Annotated in this window: 15 protein-coding genes; 8 read left to right on the top strand and 7 right to left on the bottom strand. The window is 64.1% G+C overall.

Annotated elements, in window-relative coordinates:
• Positions 1–319: 319 nt before the first annotated feature.
• Positions 320–2,341, top strand: a complete 2,022-nt coding sequence (locus VFO93_RS06655) for a M1 family metallopeptidase (protein ID WP_325133567.1) — start codon at positions 320–322, stop codon at positions 2,339–2,341.
• Between the two features lie 89 nt (positions 2,342–2,430).
• Here VFO93_RS06655 and VFO93_RS06650 read toward each other — a convergent pair whose 3' ends face one another.
• The 3 genes from VFO93_RS06650 to VFO93_RS06640 form a co-directional block, all read right to left on the bottom strand.
• Positions 2,431–2,760 (bottom strand): multidrug efflux SMR transporter, encoded by a 330-nt coding sequence (locus VFO93_RS06650; protein WP_325133566.1) that lies wholly within the window; start codon positions 2,758–2,760, stop codon positions 2,431–2,433.
• A gap of 130 nt (positions 2,761–2,890) precedes the next feature.
• Positions 2,891–4,246: an alpha-amylase family glycosyl hydrolase gene (locus VFO93_RS06645; protein ID WP_325133565.1), complete on the bottom strand. Its 1,356-nt coding sequence runs from the start codon at positions 4,244–4,246 to the stop codon at positions 2,891–2,893.
• Between the two features lie 30 nt (positions 4,247–4,276).
• Complete coding sequence (locus VFO93_RS06640) at positions 4,277–4,891, bottom strand: GNAT family N-acetyltransferase (RefSeq protein WP_325133564.1); 615 nt, start codon at positions 4,889–4,891, stop codon at positions 4,277–4,279.
• Positions 4,892–5,203: 312 nt separating this feature from the next.
• On the opposite strand from VFO93_RS06640, the gene VFO93_RS06635 reads away from it, so the two are divergent.
• Both VFO93_RS06635 and VFO93_RS06630 read left to right on the top strand, forming a co-directional pair.
• Positions 5,204–6,724: a hypothetical protein gene (locus VFO93_RS06635; protein ID WP_325133563.1), complete on the top strand. Its 1,521-nt coding sequence runs from the start codon at positions 5,204–5,206 to the stop codon at positions 6,722–6,724.
• A 404-nt stretch (positions 6,725–7,128) separates the two neighbouring features.
• Positions 7,129–7,797 (top strand): phosphatase PAP2 family protein, encoded by a 669-nt coding sequence (locus tag VFO93_RS06630; protein ID WP_325133562.1) that lies wholly within the window; start codon positions 7,129–7,131, stop codon positions 7,795–7,797.
• A 37-nt stretch (positions 7,798–7,834) separates the two neighbouring features.
• On the opposite strand, the gene VFO93_RS06625 is transcribed toward VFO93_RS06630, so the two are convergent.
• The gene (locus tag VFO93_RS06625; RefSeq protein WP_325133561.1) at positions 7,835–8,899 is read right to left on the bottom strand and encodes an Ldh family oxidoreductase; all 1,065 of its coding nucleotides are present in this window, start codon (positions 8,897–8,899) and stop codon (positions 7,835–7,837) included.
• Between the two features lie 369 nt (positions 8,900–9,268).
• On the opposite strand from VFO93_RS06625, the gene VFO93_RS06620 reads away from it, so the two are divergent.
• The 3 genes from VFO93_RS06620 to VFO93_RS06610 are packed head-to-tail and all read left to right on the top strand — an operon-like array spanning position 9,269 to position 11,361.
• Positions 9,269–9,682: a BlaI/MecI/CopY family transcriptional regulator gene (locus VFO93_RS06620; protein WP_325133560.1), complete on the top strand. Its 414-nt coding sequence runs from the start codon at positions 9,269–9,271 to the stop codon at positions 9,680–9,682.
• On the top strand, positions 9,679–11,142 hold the full coding sequence (locus VFO93_RS06615; RefSeq protein ID WP_325133559.1) for a TonB family protein: 1,464 nt from the start codon (positions 9,679–9,681) through the stop codon (positions 11,140–11,142). Before VFO93_RS06620 ends, VFO93_RS06615 begins: the two co-directional genes overlap by 4 nt.
• A gap of 30 nt (positions 11,143–11,172) precedes the next feature.
• Complete coding sequence (locus tag VFO93_RS06610; RefSeq protein WP_325133558.1) at positions 11,173–11,361, top strand: hypothetical protein; 189 nt, start codon at positions 11,173–11,175, stop codon at positions 11,359–11,361.
• A gap of 108 nt (positions 11,362–11,469) precedes the next feature.
• Here the strand turns inward: VFO93_RS06610 and VFO93_RS06605 are convergent, their stop codons facing one another.
• Both VFO93_RS06605 and VFO93_RS06600 read right to left on the bottom strand, forming a co-directional pair.
• The gene (locus VFO93_RS06605; RefSeq protein WP_325133557.1) at positions 11,470–12,378 is read right to left on the bottom strand and encodes a phosphatase; all 909 of its coding nucleotides are present in this window, start codon (positions 12,376–12,378) and stop codon (positions 11,470–11,472) included.
• Between the two features lie 142 nt (positions 12,379–12,520).
• Entirely contained in the window at positions 12,521–13,405 is an 885-nt protein-coding gene (locus tag VFO93_RS06600; protein ID WP_325133556.1) for a class I SAM-dependent methyltransferase, read from the bottom strand.
• 33 nt (positions 13,406–13,438) lie between these two features.
• On the opposite strand from VFO93_RS06600, the gene VFO93_RS06595 reads away from it, so the two are divergent.
• A complete protein-coding gene (locus tag VFO93_RS06595) occupies positions 13,439–15,337 on the top strand; it encodes a peptidoglycan D,D-transpeptidase FtsI family protein (protein ID WP_325133555.1) in 1,899 nt (632 codons plus the stop codon).
• Between the two features lie 220 nt (positions 15,338–15,557).
• On the opposite strand, the gene galB is transcribed toward VFO93_RS06595, so the two are convergent.
• Positions 15,558–18,011 (bottom strand): beta-galactosidase GalB, encoded by a 2,454-nt coding sequence (galB, locus tag VFO93_RS06590; RefSeq protein ID WP_325133554.1) that lies wholly within the window; start codon positions 18,009–18,011, stop codon positions 15,558–15,560.
• 125 nt (positions 18,012–18,136) lie between these two features.
• Between galB and dapF the strand changes: the two genes are divergently transcribed.
• Positions 18,137–18,940, top strand: coding sequence for a diaminopimelate epimerase (gene dapF / locus VFO93_RS06585; protein ID WP_325133553.1), 804 nt, complete (start codon positions 18,137–18,139; stop codon positions 18,938–18,940).
• Positions 18,941–19,006 lie beyond the last annotated feature (66 nt).

The following is a 19,006-nucleotide window of genomic DNA, read 5'->3' as shown; positions in this document are numbered from 1 at the left end:
GAACGCCGTGAACCGCCGGCCCTAGGCTGCTACTCAAACGCATAAGGCCGTCATGCTGAGCGCAGCGCAGCGGAGCCGAAGCATCTCTGCCGGAGAACTAACCTCTAACGCTAGCAACGAAGCGGTAGAGATGCTTCGACTCCGCTGCGCTCCGCTCAGCATGACGAAAGTGGGCAAAGCACGCCCAAAAACGCCGCCCTTGCAACGCGCCCGCCCGCCCGGCAGTCTTTGCCCGCTATACAACCGCCTACGCCCGGTTTCCTCACTGAAATCCCTGCCTCACCTGCTTACTTTTGGCAAAATTGCCTTTCATTTTTTCATGAAGAAAAATTCCTTTACCAAGCTGCTGGCCGGCGCGGCGCTGCTGCTGGGCGCGGCCACGGCCCAGGCCCAGCCGGGCCTGCCCATCGTGCTGCCGCCCGCCAACCTGCCGCCCTACAACGCGAAGGTGCTGTTTCAGCCCGATTTTCTAAACCAGACGCCCCCCAGCACCCGCACTGCCGGCGGCAAGCCCGGCGCTACCTACTGGCAAAACGCGGCCGACTACCAAATCGCGGCCAGCCTCGATGAGAAAGCGGCCCGCGTAACGGCCACGACCACCATCACCTACACCAACAATAGCCCCGACGAGCTGCCCTTCGTGTGGCTGCAAGTCGACCAGAATCTGTTTCGCACCGACTCGCGCGGGGCGGCGGCCACGCCCCCGGCGGGCGGGCGCTTCGGCAACGCGGCGCGGGGCTTCCAGGGCGGTGACTCGCTGAGCACCGTGACCATCGAGCTGCACGGCAAGAAGCTGAAAGCCAACTATCGCGTGAACGATACGCGGATGCAGATTATCTTGCCCGAGGCGATGAAGCCCAAGGGCGATAAGCTCAAAATCAACATCGCCTACGCCTTCAACATCCCCGAGTACGGGGCTGACCGCCTGGGCCGCCTGAAGACGCCCAACGGCGAAATATTCGAGATAGCGCAGTGGTACCCGCGCATGGCCGTGTACGACGACATTTCGGGCTGGAACACGCTGCCCTACATGTCGGCCGAGTTTTACCTCGACTACGGCAACTTCGACTACACCGTGAACGTGCCCGCCAACTACCTGGTGGGTGGCTCGGGCGAGCTCGTGAACGGGGCCGAAGTGCTGACCGCCACCCAGATTCAGCGCCTGGCCAAAGCCGCTGGCTCCGACAAAACGGTCATCGTGCGCGGGGCCGACGAGGTGACGCAGGCCAGCTCGCGCCCGGCCGGCAAAAACGGGCGCCTCACCTGGCACTTCCGCTGCCAGCAGGCCCGCGACGTGGCCTGGGCTGCCTCGGCCGCCTTCGTGTGGGACGCCGCCAAGATGAACCTGCCCAGCGGCCGTAAGTCGCTGGCCATGTCGATGTACCCCGCCGAGGTAGCGCAGGACAGCGCCTGGGGCCGCTCGACGGAGTACGTGAAAAAGAGCATCGAATACAACTCGAAGCAGTGGTACGAATACACCTACCCGGTGGCCACCAACGTGGCCGGCGTAGTGGGCGGCATGGAGTACCCGGGCATCGTATTCTGCGGCGTGAAGGCCAAGAAGGGCAGCCTCTGGAACGTGACCGACCACGAGTTTGGCCACAACTGGTTTCCGATGATAGTGGGCTCGAACGAGCGCAAATACCCGTGGATGGACGAGGGTTTCAACACCTTTATCAACATCCTGAGCAGCCAGAATTTCAACAACGGCGAGTATAAGGAGCAGGGCGACGTAGCCAAATCGATGGCTCCCCTTAATACGCTCCAGATGCAGATAGCGACGATGGACGTGCCCTACACCGTGCCCGACGTGACGCAGAGCCGCAACCTGGGCTACGCCGCCTACTCCAAAACCGGCTACGGCCTGTACTTGCTGCGCCAGGAAATCCTTGGCCCCGAGCGCTTCGACTACGCTTTTCGCACCTACATCAAGCGCTGGGCCTTCAAGCACCCGCAGCCGCGCGACTTCTTCCGCACCATGAACGAGGTAGCCGGCGAAGACCTGAGCTGGTTTTACCAGGAGTGGTTCTTTGAAAACTGGCTGCTCGACCAGGCCGTGAACTCGGTGGCCTACGTGAACCAGGACCCCACCAAGGGCGCGCTCATCACCATCGAAAACAAGAGCCAGGCGGCCATGCCCGTAACCGCCGAAATCACGGAAAGCAACGGCAAGAAAACTACCGTGCGCCTGCCCGTCGAAATCTGGCAGCGCGGCGGCACCTGGACCTTCCGCGCCAACACCACCTCGCCGCTCACGCAGGTGGTACTGAACCCGACCAACATCCTGCCCGATGTGAACAAGTCGAACAACACCTGGCGAGCGCCCAAGCTGGCCGAGTAAAATTGCCAGCTAGCGCGATGCTACAAAAAGAGCCGGAACAAAACTATTTGTTCCGGCTCTTTTTGTAGCATCGCATACGAGCAGTAGATTCAGTGCGAGATGGTTTTAGAAAACAGCTGCATCACGAGCACCCCAATCACGATGAGCGCGATGCCCGCCAGGGCTGGAAAATCAAGCTTTTGCTTCAAAAAAATAAAGCCAATAATCGTGACCAGCACGATGCCCACGCCGCCCCAGATGGCGTAGGCCACGCCCATCGGGATGCTCTTGAGCGCGAAGCTGAAAAAGTAAAACCCCAGCCCGTAGCCCGCCACCGTGATGAGGCTGGGCACGAGCCGGGTAAACTGCTGCGAAGCCGCGAGCGCCGAAGTGCCGATGACTTCGCTGATGATGGCGAGGAAAAGAAAGACGTAGGGCATGGGGGAGGGGGAAAAGTTGCTTGGACTTTGTAGCCCGAGCGCGGGCGCAGCCCGCATCCGCGTAAGCGAACGTAAAGCGTAGATGCGGGCTGCGCCCGCGCTCGGACTACAAAGTCCAAGCTACTTCTCGTCAGTCGCGGGTGCGCAGCACGCGGTAGCCGTGCGCCGGCACGGTGCGCGCCTTGGTCTGGGCCAGCGTCAGCTGCTCGCCGCTGAACACGTCGAATAAGCCTTTCTGCGGATTAACGGCCGTTTTCTGGCCTGGCAGCTCCAGCGATTCCGCCGTGGCGTTGATGAGCACAATCACCGCCGAGCCGTTTTTCTCGCGCACGAAGCCGTAGAGGCCGGCCGGCCCGTTGAGGCGCTGGAAGCGGCTGTCGGGGTCGCCGTTGCGCAGGGCCGGGTGGCGCTTTTTGAGCTGCAAAAGCCTGGTGTAGAAGTCCTGCAAGGGGAAATCCTGCCAGTTGATAGTGTCGCGTTCGAAGAATTCGAGGCGCTTGTTCAGCGCCGCCTCCTGGCCCGAGTAGAGCATGGGCATACCCGGCAGCAGGGCCGTGAGCACGGCAAAGGGCAAGGCCAGCGGCCCGAGGCGCTCGTACTCGGTACCGTCCCAAGAGTTCACGTCGTGGTTGCTGGTGAAGTGCATGAGGTATACGCCGGGCGGGTACTTTTCGCGTTCGGCGGCCAGGTAGGTGTCGATGTCAGCCAGTTCGGCCTTGCCTTCGGCAATGTGGTCGAGCAGGTAGTGCAGGCGCAGGCCGAAGGTCATGTTGAAGGCCCGTTCCAGCAGGCGCGTGTCGGAGTTGAATTCCTCCCAGGTGAGGCCACCCGAGGGGTATAGCTCGTCCCATTCGGCCAGCATGAAAACGGGCTTAAGCGCGTCGAGCGCGGGGCGAGCTTCATCCCAAAAGTCGGTAGGTACCAGGCCGGCCACGTCGCAGCGGTAGCCGTCGATGTCGGCCTCGCGCACCCAGTAGCAGAGCGCGTCGGTCATGTACTGGCGCAGCTCGCGGCTGGCGTAGTCGAAGGCTACCACGTCGGTCCAGTCGGCCACGGGCGGTACCAACTCGCCGGTGGCGTCGTGCTGGTACCAGTCGGGATGTTGGGTGATGAGGGCGTTGTCGCGGCTGGTGTGGTTGGCTACCCAGTCGAGTATCACTTTCAGGCCCAGGTCGTGGGCCGTTTGCACGAGGTGTTTTAAATCCTCCAACGTGCCAAATTCGGGGTTCACGCCGTAGTAATCGCGCACCGCGTAGGGGCTACCCAGCGAGCCCTTGCGCCCTACTTCCCCAATAGGATGAATCGGCATCAGCCACACGATAACGACGCCCATGCGGGCCAGGCGCGGCAGGTGCTCCTCGAAGGCCCGGAAGGTGCCTTCGGGCGTGTAGTTGCGCAGGTTTACTTCGTAAATGGTGGCGTTGGCGGCCCAGGCGGGGTAGGGCACGGTAAAGCAGTCGGCGTGGGGGTGCGGGTCGGCGGGCATGGGTTAGGAGGGCGCGGGTAGTTTGAGTGGTCAGATTTGGCCGGGCATACGCGGGCGGTTGGCTCGGCGTTGGCGCGGCGCTAGGGCAGCGGGTGGGCCGGCTTCGGCGGGGCGCGGGGCGTGGTTGTCGGCCGCGTACCACACGCAGGCTGTGCCGTTTTCCACAAACCTGTTGCCTTCCCGCAGGCCGATTTTCGCCAGGATGCGCCGTGAGCCGGCGTTGTTTTCGTCGGCGTAAGCGCAGATGCGCGGCAGTGCCAGCGTCGCAAAACCGTAGTCGAGCCACGCCCGCGCGGCCTCGTAGCCATAGCCCTGCCCCCAGTAGCGCGGGATGAAACGGTAGCCTATATCGTAGAAATCGCGCTGGCCGTTGACCGGCTCCGTCACCAGCTTCAGCCCCGCCCAGCCCATAAACTCGCCGGTGGCGCGCAGCGCCACCGCCCAGCGCCCGATGCCGTGGGCCACATACTGCGCCTCGATGAAGCGGATGGTGGCCTCGCTATCGGCCAGGCTAGCGGGGCGCGGCCCGCCGATGCCGCCCAGGTAGCGGTGCACGGCCGGGTCGGCATCGAGCTCAAACATGCCGGCGGCGTCGGCCAATGTAAGCGGGCGCAGCAGCAGGCGCGCCGTGAGGAGGTTTGGCATAACGGGAGAAAGACAAGGCGGTAAAGTAACAACCCCGGCCAGCGGGCGCGGGGCCGGCTGGCCCCACGCCCGCTGGCCGCTCTTCGCTCACTAAAACCGTCGGTTCGCGGTACAGGAAACGGGGTTGAACGAGAATGAGAAAAAGCGGGCTGAGGCGAAAATTACCTTTGTAATGTTATCGCAAGGCACTGAATGTCAAGCGAAGATTGAAATTAAAAAGAGGAGTTTGTTTGGCTGGCTACGCAAGGCTAGCAGGCCACAAAACCTCGACCACACCTACTTCCTTCCGCAACCTACTTACCGCTATCAGATATGACTACCGCTTTCCGCTCCTTCTTGCTGATGCTCGCCACGCTGGGCGCCACCGCCGCCCACGCCCAGACGCCCACCCTGGAATTTGCCCCCGGCGCGGGCAACTCCACGGCTAGCGGCCCCACGGCGGCCAGCCAGCTGGTTACGTTCCAAAACAACACTACCAACCCCACCAGCAACGCGATGTCGGCTTATTCGCCGGCCGTCACGACCACGTTCGCGCTCAGCAACCAGCAGTTTACGCTGCCCACCAGCCGCATCGCCAGCGGGGCCGGCGTGGCCTTCGGGGCGGGCTTGTCTACCACGAGCGGCACGGCGCCGGCCTTCGCGCTGTATCCGCTGCTCAATGCCGTGGGGGGCTCCAGCAATGCCAACTACACCTCCGCCAGCGGCGTGACGGGCGGTATCGACGTGGCGGCCAACAGCGGGGCAGAAATATTTACTTCGGTAGAGCCGCTGCCCGCCACCCTGCCCGCCAACACGGCCCGCTACCAGTACGCCGACCTGACGCTCACCTTCAACCACACCGTGGTCAACCCGGTGGTGCACCTCACCGGCCTGGGTGGCTCGTTTACCACGGGCGGCGTGAAAATGGGCTACACCGCCGAGCTGGATTTGCTGACCAAGGGCCCGACCCTGTCGCGGCTCAGCGGCTCGACGGAGCTGACGGTCAACAGCACCCAGATTCTGAACAACGCCGCCGCCCCCGACGGGGGCACGGGCAGCGGGGCCGCCAGCGGCTCGGTGCTGGTTTCGACTTCGAGCCAGGGCGTTACCTCGCTGGTGTTCCGCATATACCTGCGCCCGGCAGCAGCCGGTGGCACCCTGCACGGCGAAAACGCCACCACCCACCTCGGCGACGGCTGGATTATCAGCGTATCGACGCGCACGGCCACCACGGCTACCACGGCCAATAGCCCGACCACCCTGGCCCCGCTGCCGGTAAAGCTGGTCAGCTTCACGGCGCAGGCCACCGCCGATGGCCGCAGCGCGCAGCTGGCCTGGGCTACTGCCTCGGAGCTGAACAACGCGTATTTTGAAGTAGAGCGCAGCTTCGACGGCGCTACCTACGCCCCGCTGGGCCGCGTGGCCGGCCAGGCCGTGAAGACGACGACGACCACCTACACCTTCGTAGACCAGCAGGGCCTGGGCACGCAGCCAGCCGGCCTGGTGTACTACCGCCTGCGCCAGGTAGACCTCGACGGCACGGCCACCTACTCGCCGGTGCGCCCGGTGCGCCTCGGCACCGCCGCCGCCGCCCAGGTTAGCCTCAGCCTGTACCCCAACCCCGCCCAAGCCAGCACTACCCTCGACCTGAGCGCATTGCCCGCTGCGGCCAGCTACCAGGTGCTGGTGCTCGATGCCACCGGCCGCCAAGTGCAGCGCCTGCTGCTGGCCAGCGGCCAGGCCCAGCCCCTCGACCTGAGCGCGCTGACCCCCGGCCTGCTCACGGTGCTGGTAACGGGCCCGCAGGCCGATGGCACGACCTTCCGCCAGGCCCTGCGCCTGCACAAAGAGTAGCCCAGCGGGGCGGCCCGTCGGTAGTAAGTGCTAGGAAATAAATAACTAAAGCCCCAGCGGGGCGACCCTCGCCAGCCGAGAGGGTCGCCCCGCTGGGGCTTTGCCGCGTTGCGGGGAGCTGATTTCTACCGACGGGTCGCCCCGCTGGGGCTCTCAAGAGCTACTCTTCGCTGAGGATGGTGTAGCGCGCAGCCATAACACGAATGACAACCGCACTATGCCAGCTTTTTGGCAACTAGCCGAGTGAGAGCTAGTGCTCTGATAGTAATTGCAAAGACGGGAAGTAGCAAGCGCGTCCTCCCTGAATACCTTGTGCAAAAATGGAATAGCGACCCGATAAAATAACGCTGTGCTCGCGCCTGCCCGCCGGGCTTTTGCGTAAGCAGCCTGCTTACCTGCCCGCTATGCCTGCTACCTCGCCTTCGCCCGCTGCCTCTATTTCTCCGCGCCCGCGCAGCTTGTGGCTGCCCGCCGCGCTGGCCTGGGGCATATTTGGCACGATGGCGGCGCTGGTTGCCAGCCACGGCCGCGCACCCTTCGACAACCCGCTGCTGCTGGCGCTGCACCGCCACGCCACCCCGGCGCTCGATGGGCTGGCCGTGTTTTTCACCATCGTGGGCAATACCGGGCCGATGGTAGCGGCCGGCGTGCTCACCACTGCCGCGCTCGCCTACCGGGGCCGCCGCCGCGCGGCCTGGCTGTTCGCGCTGGGCGTGGGCGGCTCGATGCTGCTCACGCAGGTTATCAAGCGGATAGCCGAGCGCCCCCGGCCCGACCTCTGGCTTAGCCTGCGGCCCGAGCACACGTTCAGCTTCCCCAGTGGCCACGCTATGGACACGGCGGCGCTGGCGGCGGCGCTGTTTTTCATCACGCCACCTAAGCAGCGCAAGTGGTGGGCGCTGGCCCCGCTGTTTGCGCTGGGCGTGGGCTGGGCGCGCATGTACCTAGGGGTGCACTACCCCTCCGATGTGCTGGCGGGCTGGAGCAGCGCCGTGGGCTGGGTGCTGCTGGTGCAGCTGTGGGCTGGTCACACCAAGCTCCAGCTTGGTGACACGGGCGGCGAGCCACAGTAGGGTGCAGCCAGCCGCATCACCAAGCTGGAGCTTGGTGTTACAGCTTTACCCTAAACTTTGCCCCCACGCTTTCCAAGTCCTGCACTACCGCGTCCAGCAGCGGCAGCCCTTCCAGCAACCGGTGCGCGGCCATCTCCCGCTCGGGGTCGCCGGGGATGAGGACGCGCTGATTTTCCACGGCTTTGGCTTCGCGAAAAGTGGTAATCCAGTTGTCCATGTGGGCCTTGAACTCGGTGGCCGGCCGAAAGGCATCGACCCGCATCGCCCCAAAAAAGTGCCCCAGGCCCTGGCCCACCGGATTAGCCGAAGGCTGCAAAAAGGCCACGAACGGCGGCACCCACGGCCCATAATTGGCCCCGCTGAGTACGGCCGAGAAGATGTCGACCACCGCGCCCAGGCCGTAGCCTTTGTGCGAGCCGGTAGCGCCGCCCAGCGGCTGCAAGGCACCGCCGTTTTTCACGGCGTGGGCGTCGGTGCTGGGGCGGCCGTCGGCGTCCTGCGCCCAGCCTTCGGGGATGGGCAGATTTTTGCGCTGCGCGATTTCGAGCTTGCCGTTGGCCGCCGTGGTAGTAGCCATGTCGAGCACAAAATCGGGCTGTTCGCCGGCCGGCACGGCCACCGCGATGGGGTTGGTACCCAGCAAGCGCTCAAGTGAATAGGTAGGCGCAACAAGCGGCGAAGCATTGGTCATGGCCACGCCTATCATGTCCTGGGCCAGCGCCAGCATGGCGTGGTAGCCCGCGATGCCGAAGTGGTTGGAGTTCTTCACCGATACCCAGCCGGTGCCCACCTGCTCGGCCTTTTGCATGGCCACGCGCATGGCCTTGGGGCCCACCACGAGTCCCAGCCCGCCGTCGCCATCGACCACAGCCGTGCTGGGCGTTTCATAAGTAACGCCCACGCGCGGCGCGGCATTGATGCGGCCCGCCTCCCAGAGGCGCACGTAGCCCGAAAGCCGCGCTACGCCGTGCGAGTCCACGCCCCGCAAGTCGGCTGAGAGCAGGGTTTCGGTGGCTAGCGTGGCATCGGCGGGCGGGCAGCCGATGGCCAGGAAAACCTGCTCGGCAAAGGTGAAAAGCTGTTGGTAGGAGAACGTAGGCATGGGGCGTCGGAAGGGTACGGTAGCGCGGACTTTCAGTCCGCGAATATGCCGGGCAAACAGGTTTGCGGCTGGAAAGTCTATCCGCCCGCGGACCTCACCCCCTAGCCCCCTCTCCAAAAAAGAGTGGGGACTAACTCTAGTTCTAGCCTCTAGACACTACGACTAGAAGCTAGTTCCCCCTCTTTTTTGGAGAGGGGGCTAGGGGGTGAGGTCTGCGGGCGACGAGCCAGCGCCCCTAACCTTTGATTTGTAAAAAATATAACCATTGATTTTCAGATGATTGCTTTATTTCAACGTAAATATTAGTTATAAACTAAAATTTACGTTGAAAATCTGCGTACTTCGCTTCACCAACCACCCGCACCACCCATGCAAGCCCCGTTTCCCGAACTCACCCGCGCCGAAGAGCAGGTAATGCAAATCCTGTGGCGGCGCGGCCCCAGCGCCGTGAAAGACGTGCTCACCGACCTGCCCGCGCCCCAGCCGGCCCTCACCACCGTGAGCACCATCGTGCGGATACTGGAGCAAAAGGGCTTCGTGGGCTACGAGCCGGTGGGCCGTGGCTACCGCTACCACGCCCTGGTGGCGCAGGACGACTACCGCCGCTTTTCGCTGCGCAAGCTGCTGCGCGGCTACTTCGGCGGCTCGTTCACGCAGCTCGTATCCTTCTTCGCCCAGGACGAAAACCTCGACGCCGCCCAGCTCGACGCCCTGCTGCGCCAGGCCCAGGCCGACGCCGCTCCCGACGCAGAATCCACTTCCGAAAACGACCCGCAGCCATGAATGCGCCCTTCCTGTTGACCTGGCTGGCGGGCACGCTGCTGCCCCTGGGAACCTTGTGGCTGGTGTACCGGCTGGCTTTGCGCGGCGAGCGCTGCTTTGAATACAACCGCGCCCTGCTGCTGCTGGCCCCGCTGCTGGCCGCTGCCCTGCCCCTGCTGCCGCGCCCGGCGCTGCCGCTGTGGCTCAATAGCTCCGCCGTAGCCGTGGCCACCAGCAAAGTCGGGGTAGCGGCCGTGCTGCTGCCCGTGGTGCAGGCAGGTCCGGCCGCCGCGCCCGCCGCCGGGTGGTCGGCCTGGGAGGGGGTCGGGGCCATCTACCTGGCGGGGGTGGCGCTGGGGCTGGGGCGGCTAACCTGGCAGGTGGGGCGGCTGTGGTGGCTGGCCCGCCGCCTGCCCCGCGAGCGGCGGCCCGGCTACGTGCTGGCTTACACCGGCGGGCGGCTGCCGGCCAGCTCCTTCGGCCGGGTAGTGTTCTGGGATGAAACGGCCGACTTGCCGCCCGCCGAAGCCGCCGCCGTGCTCGCCCACGAGCTGGCCCACGTGCAGCAGCGCCACACGTCCGACGTGCTCTGGCTCGAAGCCTGGCGCGCCGTGCTCTGGCCTAATCCCTTTGCCCACCTGCTGCTGCCGGCCCTGCGCCTCACCCACGAGCTGCTGGCCGATGCCGATGCCGCCCCCGCAACCGGGGCCGCCGCCTACCCCACGCTGCTGGCCCGGCTGGCGGCGCGGCAGCTGGGCGCGCCGGCCTATTCGCCTTTGCTTCAGCCCTTCACGTTTTCCTTCACCCTCACCCGAATTGCCATGTTGCAAAATCAAAATCCCGTGCGCCGCTGGAAGCAGTGGCTCGTGTTGCCCGCCTTAGGTGGGTTGTTCTTTCTCGGTAGCCACGCGGCGCTGGCTCAAATTGCGCCAATGCCTGCTGAGGCGCAGCAAAAAGCTCAGCCAGATGATGTTAGTCGTAAAATACGCCTGGCTGAGCGCGCGGACTCTCTGCGCACCGGTGGTAAGTATGAGCCGGGTACTACGCAGCAAGTCAATATTGCTTATGGAGATAAACCAGGCCAGGAGGTTGTGACTATCACGCGAGTGCCGATACCGCGACCCGTTCCGCAGCCCGTTACCAGCAGTGGCCACAAGGTTTACAGGTATGCGGAGCAGATGCCGCAGCTACCCGGCGGCGGCGGCCAAGTAGCTATCACGCAGGCGGTGCAAAGCAAGATAACCTACCCCAAAGCCGCGCCCGGTGAGGTGCTGCCCAGCGGCCGGGTATTCGCCAACTTCACCATCGACACCGATGGCACGGTGCAGGATGCCAAAATCGTAAAAGGCCTAAGCCCGGCTTTCGATGCGGCCGTGCTGGCGGCCGTGCGGCAATTGCCGCGATTCGAGCCCGGCAAGCAGAACGGGCAGCCGGTGGCGGTGGCTTTCACCATTCCGGTTGAGTTTAAGGCCAAGCCTTGATTCTCAAACTAGTAATTGTTTTACTGAGCTATGAAAACGCCTCGCCTACGTTCCGCTTTCTACCTGCTGCTCATCGCGCTACTCCTCGCCGCTACTGCCCTGCGCATCGGCCACCATATTTCCAGGAGTAGCTTTTTGCTGTGCTACACTGGGATGCTGGCGCTTGAGATAATCGTGCGCTGCCTACCCAGGCAACCATTGGCCAAGAAGGATTTTTAGGGATGTAAACCGAAAGAGGCGGCGCAGATTATTGCGCCGCCTCTTTTGTGTCGGCTTATTGGGCAAGTAGCTAGTAATGGCTTTGCTGGAAATACTACTGCCTTGCTGCTACTTGCCTAGCAGCTCGGCCAGCAGGCCTTCTTTCAGGGCGAAGGCCGAAGTAGTGATGCGCGTTAAGTTGTAGGTTTTCAATACGTATTCCACAATCACGCTGGCTACTACCAGCATGTCGGCCCGCATCGGGAACATACCGGGCAGGGCTACGCGCTCGTCGTGGTTCAGGGTGAGTAAGTGGGCGAAGTGCCGCTCAAAATCGGCCACCGACAGCCAGGTGCTGGGCGGCAGTTCCGACTCCTTGCGCACGCGGCCCACCGTGAGGTCGGCCAGCGTATCGAAGCTGCCGCTGCTGCCTACCAGCCCGGCCAGCGGCTTGTGCGCCGCCACGGCCGCCGTGAGCGGGGCCAGCGCCTCGGCCAGGTATGCAATTTGGGCGCGCAGGCTTTCGCGCGGAAACACGCCGCTGGGCTCGGTGAAAAATTTATCGAGCAGCCGCTGCGCGCCTATTTCGAAGCTTTGCTTCCAGAAAATAGTGTCCTCGTTGGCAATGATGAACTCGACCGAGCCACCGCCAATGTCCATTAGGAGGTGCTTCTCGGGCCCCAGCGCCACGGCCTGCCGGATGCCTTTTGCAATGAGCTCGGCCTCGCGCTCGCCGCCGATTACCTCGACTTGAATGCCGGTTTGGTCGAGGATGTCGCGCACCAGCGCCGGCCCGTTGCGCGACACGCGCATGGCGCTCGTGGCCGTGGCGCGCACCTCCGTTACCTGGTGCAATTCCATTTCTTCCTTGAAGCCGCGCAGCGTCTGGAGGGCGCGGGCGTAGGGCGCGGGCGCAATTTCGCCTTGGCTAATGCCGCCTTCGCCCAGGCGCACGCCTACTTTGGTGCGCAGCAGCGGGTGCGGCGGTTGGCCGGGCCGGTCTTCCACAATGAGTAGGTGGAAGGTATTGGTACCCATGTCGATAAGGGCCAGACGGCGGTGAGTATGTAGTGCTTGGTGCATGGTGCTTGGTGCCCAGGGCCCGTCTCTTAGGCTTAAATAGCGGTGTTATAAGAATGCGTTGAGCCTATGCACAAAGCACTAGGCACTAAGCACTAAATCAAGTGGCAAACCGGCAGAACGTGCCCAGCGGCAGCTTGCGCTGGCTGGCGTCGTGCAGGTAAATTTCTCCCAGCTCGCGCACGGCCTTTTTGCCGGGGAAAATGGCCTTAGTTAAATTATCCAGTATCAGCCCCGAAAAGCCTAGTGAGTAGAGGTTTATCACCAGGAAATGGTCCTCGGGGTCGAGCAGTTGCTGGCTGAGCTTGAGCATCTCGTTGAGCTCGTCTTCGAGCTGCCACTTCTCGCCGTTGGGGCCGCGGCCGTAGGCGGGCGGGTCCAGGATGAGGCCCTGGTACTTGCTGCCGCGCTTCACCTCGCGGCGCACGTATTTCATGGCGTCTTCGACCAGCCAGCGCACGCCGTCGAGGTTGCTGGCCTCCATGTTGTCGCGGGCCCAGAAGTTCACCTGCTTCACCGAATCGAGGTGCGTGACATCGGCCCCGGCGGCGCGGGCGGCCAGGGTGGCCGCGCCGGTGTAGGCAAATAGGTTGAGCACGCGCGGCAGCTTGGCCTGGCGTTTACGGGTCTGGTTGTAAATGAACTGCCAGTTGGGGTCTTGCTCCGGGAACAGCCCCACGTGCTTGAACGACGACAAGCCCAGTCGGAAGCGCAGCTTCAGGCCATCGGGCCGCTCGTAGGCGATAACCCACTGCTCGGGCATCCCTTTTTTGAGGCTCCACTGGCCTTTTTCGGTGCTGCCGGGAGCGCGGGCGAAGGTGGCATCGGCGCGCGCCCACTCGGCGGGGGAGAGGGCCGGGTCCCAGATGGCCTGCGGCTCGGGGCGGGCTAGCACGTACTTGCCGAAGCGTTCGAGCTTCTGAAAATTGCCGCTGTCGAGCAGCTCGTAGTCGGGCCAGGGCGAGGTGGTGAGAAAGTCGTACACGGCGCAAAAGTACGCCCGCAGTAACTTTACCTGATGGTTCCCACCCGCTTACTGACTGCTTCTGCGCTAACCATTACCCTCGGTGGCCTGGCCGCGTGCTCGGCCCCAAGTGCCTCAGCCCCAGCCGAAGAGTACTATGATTGCCGCGAGGTATACGAGCCCATCCGGGGCCAGCTGCTCGACCGGCACGGCGAGCCGCTGGTGGCCACGCGGGCGCACTACACCCTCACGCTGCCCAAGCTGGCTACGTTTGATACCGTGGCGTTTAACCAGCTCATGGGCTGGCCCGAAGGCGCGTTGCAGGCGCGGGTGTTCGCGGCGCGGCTGCCGGCCATTCCGCCGCCCCGGCGGCCCGACCCGGTGCCCGATTCGCTGGGCGTCATCACCCCCGACACGACCAAGCCCAAGCCCGCCCCGCCCCGTGTGCAGCGCTGGCCCATCGAGCTGACGCTCACGCAGCCCGAGGCCGCCAGCCTGCGCCACCACATACAGGAGTGGCCCGGCCTCACGCTGCGACGCCGCCGCGAGCGCACCTACCTCACGCAAGCCGCCGCGCCGGTGCTGGGCTACCAGCCGGCCAATGCCGCGCCCTTCCTCTACCTGGCCCAAAAGCTGGAGCGCGGCCGCTACTACCGCCTGCGCAACCCCGGCATCGAGGGCTACTACAACGCCCTCCTCACCGGCCACCGGGGCGCATACCACCCGCGCACCGACGGCCACGGCCGCGTGCACGGTAGCTGGGCCGCCGACACCATCTACCAGGCTGGGCAAGACTTACACCTGAGCATCGACGCCAAGCTGCAAGCCTACGCCGAGCGCCTGCTGGGCGAGCGCCGCGGCTACATCGTGGCGCTGGAGCCCAGCACCGGCGAGATTCTAGCCTGCGTATCGGCCCCTAGCTACGACCCCGCCGTGCTCACCGCGCCCGGCAGCAACGCCGCCCGCCTGGCTTTGCTGCGCGACGACGAAAATCGCCCGCTGCTGAATCGGCCCGCCGTGCAGGCCAGTCCGCCCGGCTCGGTCTTCAAGCTCGTGAATGCGGCCGTGGCCTTGCAGCTCGGGGCCATTACCAACAACACGTCGTTTCCCTGCGACCAGTCGCTCATCAACTGCGTGCACCAGCACCCGCAGGCCCGCAACCTCACGCTGGCCCTGAAATACAGCTGCAACCCATATTTCTACCAGACCCTGCGCGCCGTGGTAGAGCCGCGCCCCGACTCGGCGGCCACGCTGGCCGATACCGTGGCCGCCCGCCACACGCACCTGGGCGAGTGGAGGCGCTACGTGCGCTCGTTCGGCCTCGACACGCTGCTGGGCGTGGACATTGCCCGCGAGCAGCCCGGCTTTTTGCCCACGCCGGCGTATTACGACAAGGCTCGCCGCACGAAGAACTGGAATTTCAAGTCCGTTTACTCGCTTAGCATCGGGCAGGGCGAAATCAATCTGACGGGCTTGCAAATGGCTAACGTGCAAGCCATTATTGCCAACCGGGGCTGGTACATCACGCCGCACTTCGTGAAAGCCATCGGCCGCAGCGGCAAGCCGCTGCCGCGCTTCCTCGAAAAGCACCACACGCTGGTCGATAGCGCCAACATCGCGGCGCTCGTGCCCGGCATGGTGGCCGCCATGCAGCGCGGCGGCACCGCCGAGCTGGCCAGCCTGGCCGACGTAGGCATCACGGTAGCCGGCAAAACTGGCACCGTGCAAAACGACGAAGGCGACGACCACGCTACGTTCGCGGGCTTCGCCCCGGCGACTAAGCCGAAGATTGTGGTGGCGGTTTATATTGAGAACGCGGGCTTTGGGGGGCTTTCGGCCGCGCCTTGCGCGGCGCTGGTGATGGAGAAGTATTTAAAAGGACACGTTGCGCTTAAGCGCAAGAAGTGGGAGAACTGGTTGCGGTGCGGCAACCTGGCAAGCCAGCGGCACTAGCTGCCCTGGCGTAGCGCCTCACCCCCCGGCCCCCTCTCCGAAAAGGAGAGGGGGAGCCGACCATACTCCGTAGCATTTTCATAAATGCCTTACAGAAGGATACGAAAAAGGGGCTTTCAGCATTGCTGGAAGCCCCTTTGTTACAACTCATAAGCCTGTTGTCAGGCTCCCCTCACCTTTTCCGAGAGGGGGCTGGGGGGTGAGGTTACCCGCGTCAGGTTTACTTCCCCGTCGCCAGTTGCAACGTCCCGTCCTTCAACCCTGCTGCCGAGGCCTTCACCTGCACCGCGCCGGCCGTGCTGCCAGCCTGTACTATCGCCACCAGTTGACCCTTAAAAGCGTGCATCTGCGGCGTCTGGAAGGCCTCCAGATTAGTAGCGTCGCCGTTGCCGATGGCGCGGAAGGTGCCCGCGCCGCTCACCGCGAAGCGCAGCTCGTTGGTGGCGTCGGGGCAGAGGTTGCCCTGCGCATCTTCGACGCGGGCAGTGACGTAGGCCAGGTCCTGGCCGTCGGCGGTTAGCTTGGTGTGGTCGGTCGCCAGCTTGATGTGGTGGGGCGCGCCGGAAGTGCGAATTTCTTCGGTGCCGATGGTTTTGCCTTGGGCGTCGTAGGCCACTACCTTGATGCTACCGGGCTGGTATACCACGTCTTTCCACTGCAGGCGGTAGCGGGTCTGGGGGTCGGTAGCGCCGGGGCCGGCCTTGGTTTGGCGGCCCTGGCTTTTGCCGTTCACGAAGAGCTCGGCCGAGGTGCCATTGGTGTAGCAATACACGGGCGTTACTTGGCCTTCGCGGCCGGGCCAGGTCCAGTGCGGTAGCAGGTGCACGGTGGGCTGGGCGGGGTTCCACTTGGCGCGGTAGAGGTAGTAGCGGTCCTTGGGCTGGCCGGCCAGGTCGATAATGCCGAAATACGAGCTGTGCGACGGCCACTTTTCATCGTAAGGCGTGGGCTCGCCGAGGTAATCGAATCCCGTCCACACAAACTCGCCCAGCGCATACGGCAGGTCGTCCTGGGCCGCAAACTCGATGTCGGGAATCTGCGACCAAGGGCAGTATTCCACATCGTAGCTCGACGACTGGTTATCGGGGTAGCGCATCTCCTTGCCCAGCACCACCGGAAATTTATACACCCCGCGCGAGCTCACGGTAGAGGCCGTTTCGGAGCCTAGCACGAAGCCCTGCGGCAGCTTGCTGTAGGCGTCGGCGTACCAGCGGGGCTTGTAGTTGAAGCCCGGAATGTCGAGCACGGCCGCGATGCCGTACTTCAAATCGTCGGCGTAGCGGTCCATGCCCATCGTTACGGGGCGGGTGGGGTCTTCGCGGTGCACGATGTCTTGCAGGCGCTTGGCCATGGCCGGGCCGTTGGGGTTGCTTTGGTCGGGCACCTCGTTGCCGATGCTCCACATGATGGTCGAGGGGTGGTTGCGGTCGCGGTGCACCAGGTTCACCAAGTCGCGCTCGCTCCACTCGTCAAAGTACTGGCTGTAGCCGTTCTTCACCTTCGGCGACTTCCACTCGTCAAACGACTCCTCCATCACCATAAAGCCCATCTCGTCGCAGAGCGTCATCAGCTCGGGCGCGGGCATGTTGTGCGAGGTGCGGATGGCGTCGCAGCCCATATCCTTCAAGATGGTGAGCTGGTGGCGCAGCGCCGCCACGTTGATGGCCGCGCCCAGCGGCCCCAGGTCGTGGTGGTTGCACACGCCCTTAAACTTGCGCGGCTGCCCATTGAGCGAGAAGCCTTTGCCCTTCTCAAACTTGAAAGTGCGAATGCCGAACGGCGTCTCGTATTTGTCCTGGATAACCTTGCCGGCCATCAGCATGGAGGCGGCCTTGTACATGGTCGGCGTTTCGGGCGACCACAGCTTGGGCGACGCCACGGTGAAGGTCTGCTCGACTTCCTGGCCCGCTACCACGGGCGTGTTGGCCTGGGCCACCGTTTTGCCTTTGGCGTCGAGCAGGGCCGTATAGAGCACGAGGCCGGGCGAGCCGGCGGGCACTTCCACCTTGGTCTTGAGCTTCACGGTGGCCGAGGCCGCCGATACCTCGGGCGTGGTGAGGTAGGTGCCCCACAGCGGCACGTGCGCGCCCGGCGTGGTGATGAGGTGGACGTTGCGGTACAAACCCGCGCCGGGGTACCAGCGCGAGGACTCGGTTTGGTTTTCGAGGCGCACGGCCAGCGTGTTCGGGCCCTTGGCGTTCAGGTAGGGCGTGATGTCCACCGAAAACGAGTTGTAGCCGTAGGGCCAGGCCATTACCTGCTTGCCGTTGAGGTACACGTGGGCGTCGCTCATGGCGCCGTCAAACAGCAGCACGGCCTTGCCGTCTTTGCCCAGCGCGGGCACGTTCAGCTGCCGCCGGTACCAGCCCACGCCTACGAAGGGCAGCCCGCCCGTGCGGCCCGATTTCAGGGTGGCTTCCTTCTCGCCATTCTGCTCAATCTTAACGACTTGCTGGTCATTTTTACCATCGAATGGCCCCGAAATGGCCCAGTCGTGCGGCACGCTCACGGTCTGCCACTTGGCGTCGTTGAGGCCGGGCTTGGCCCCGTCGGGCTGGTCGCCTTTGGTGAATTTCCAGCCGCTGGTAAGTAGCGTTTCCTGGCGAACCTGGGCGGCGGCGGGGAGGCTGGCGGCGAGCAATAGCGCCGCCGTCAAATGCTTGGGGAAGGTCATACTGTGAAGAATAAATAGCACCTAGCGTCGTGCCTGGGCAGCCGCTACGAGCCGGCAAGTTAAAGCCGCTGGTTTGGGCGGCGGCCCGATTGTGCCGAAATTCGTTTACTTAACAGTTGCTTTACATGAGTTTGATTTTCCATAAATACCAAGGTACCGGCAACGACTTCGTCATCATCGACGACCGTGCCGAGCAGTTCGACCCCACCGACCATGCCCGCATCGCGGCGCTCTGCCACCGCCGCTTCGGCATCGGGGCCGATGGCCTCATGCTGCTCCGCAACCGCGCAGGCTACGACTTCGAGATGGTGTATTTCAACGCCGACGGCGCGCCCAGCTCCATGTGCGGCAACGGTGGCCGCTGCCTGGTAGCCTTCGCCAAGTACCTGAACGTCATTCAGGACAAAGCCTATTTCCTGGCCGTAGACGGCCCCCACGAAGCCCGCGTAGAAGCCGATGGCACCGTGCGCCTCAAGATGATAGACGTGGCCGCCCCCCAGCCCGCCGACGTGGGCGAGGACGACGTGTTCCTGCACACCGGCTCGCCGCACCACGTGCATTTCCTCGACCCCGAAGAGTCGCCCAGCTTGGCCGAGTTCAACGTCTTCGCCGCCGGCCACGACATCCGCTACGACCAGGCCTACGACCCCGCCGGCACCAATGTCAACTTCGTAGAAGTGCCCGCCGACCCCGCCCACCCCTGGCCCGTCCGCACCTACGAGCGCGGCGTCGAAAACGAAACCTACTCCTGTGGCACCGGCGTTACGGCCGTGGCGCTGGCTGCTTCGCAGCGCGGCGCGGCCTCGCCGGTGCGCCTGAGCACGCCCGGCGGCGAGTTGGAGGTGTCGTTTGAGGTGCGGCCGGATGGCGGGTTTACCAATGTGTGGCTGAGCGGGCCGGCCGTGCGGGTATTTGGCGGGGAGCTTTAGGTCACTAGTCGTTGGTCCACGTCCGTCATGCTGAGCGGAGCGCAGCGGAGTCGAAGCATCTCTACC

Source organism: Hymenobacter sp., assembly GCF_035709525.1.
In the GTDB taxonomy this organism is placed as follows: Bacteria; Bacteroidota; Bacteroidia; order Cytophagales; family Hymenobacteraceae; genus Hymenobacter.
The sequence above is the reverse complement of the archived record's forward strand: the minus strand, read 5'-3'. Positions and strand labels throughout refer to the sequence as shown.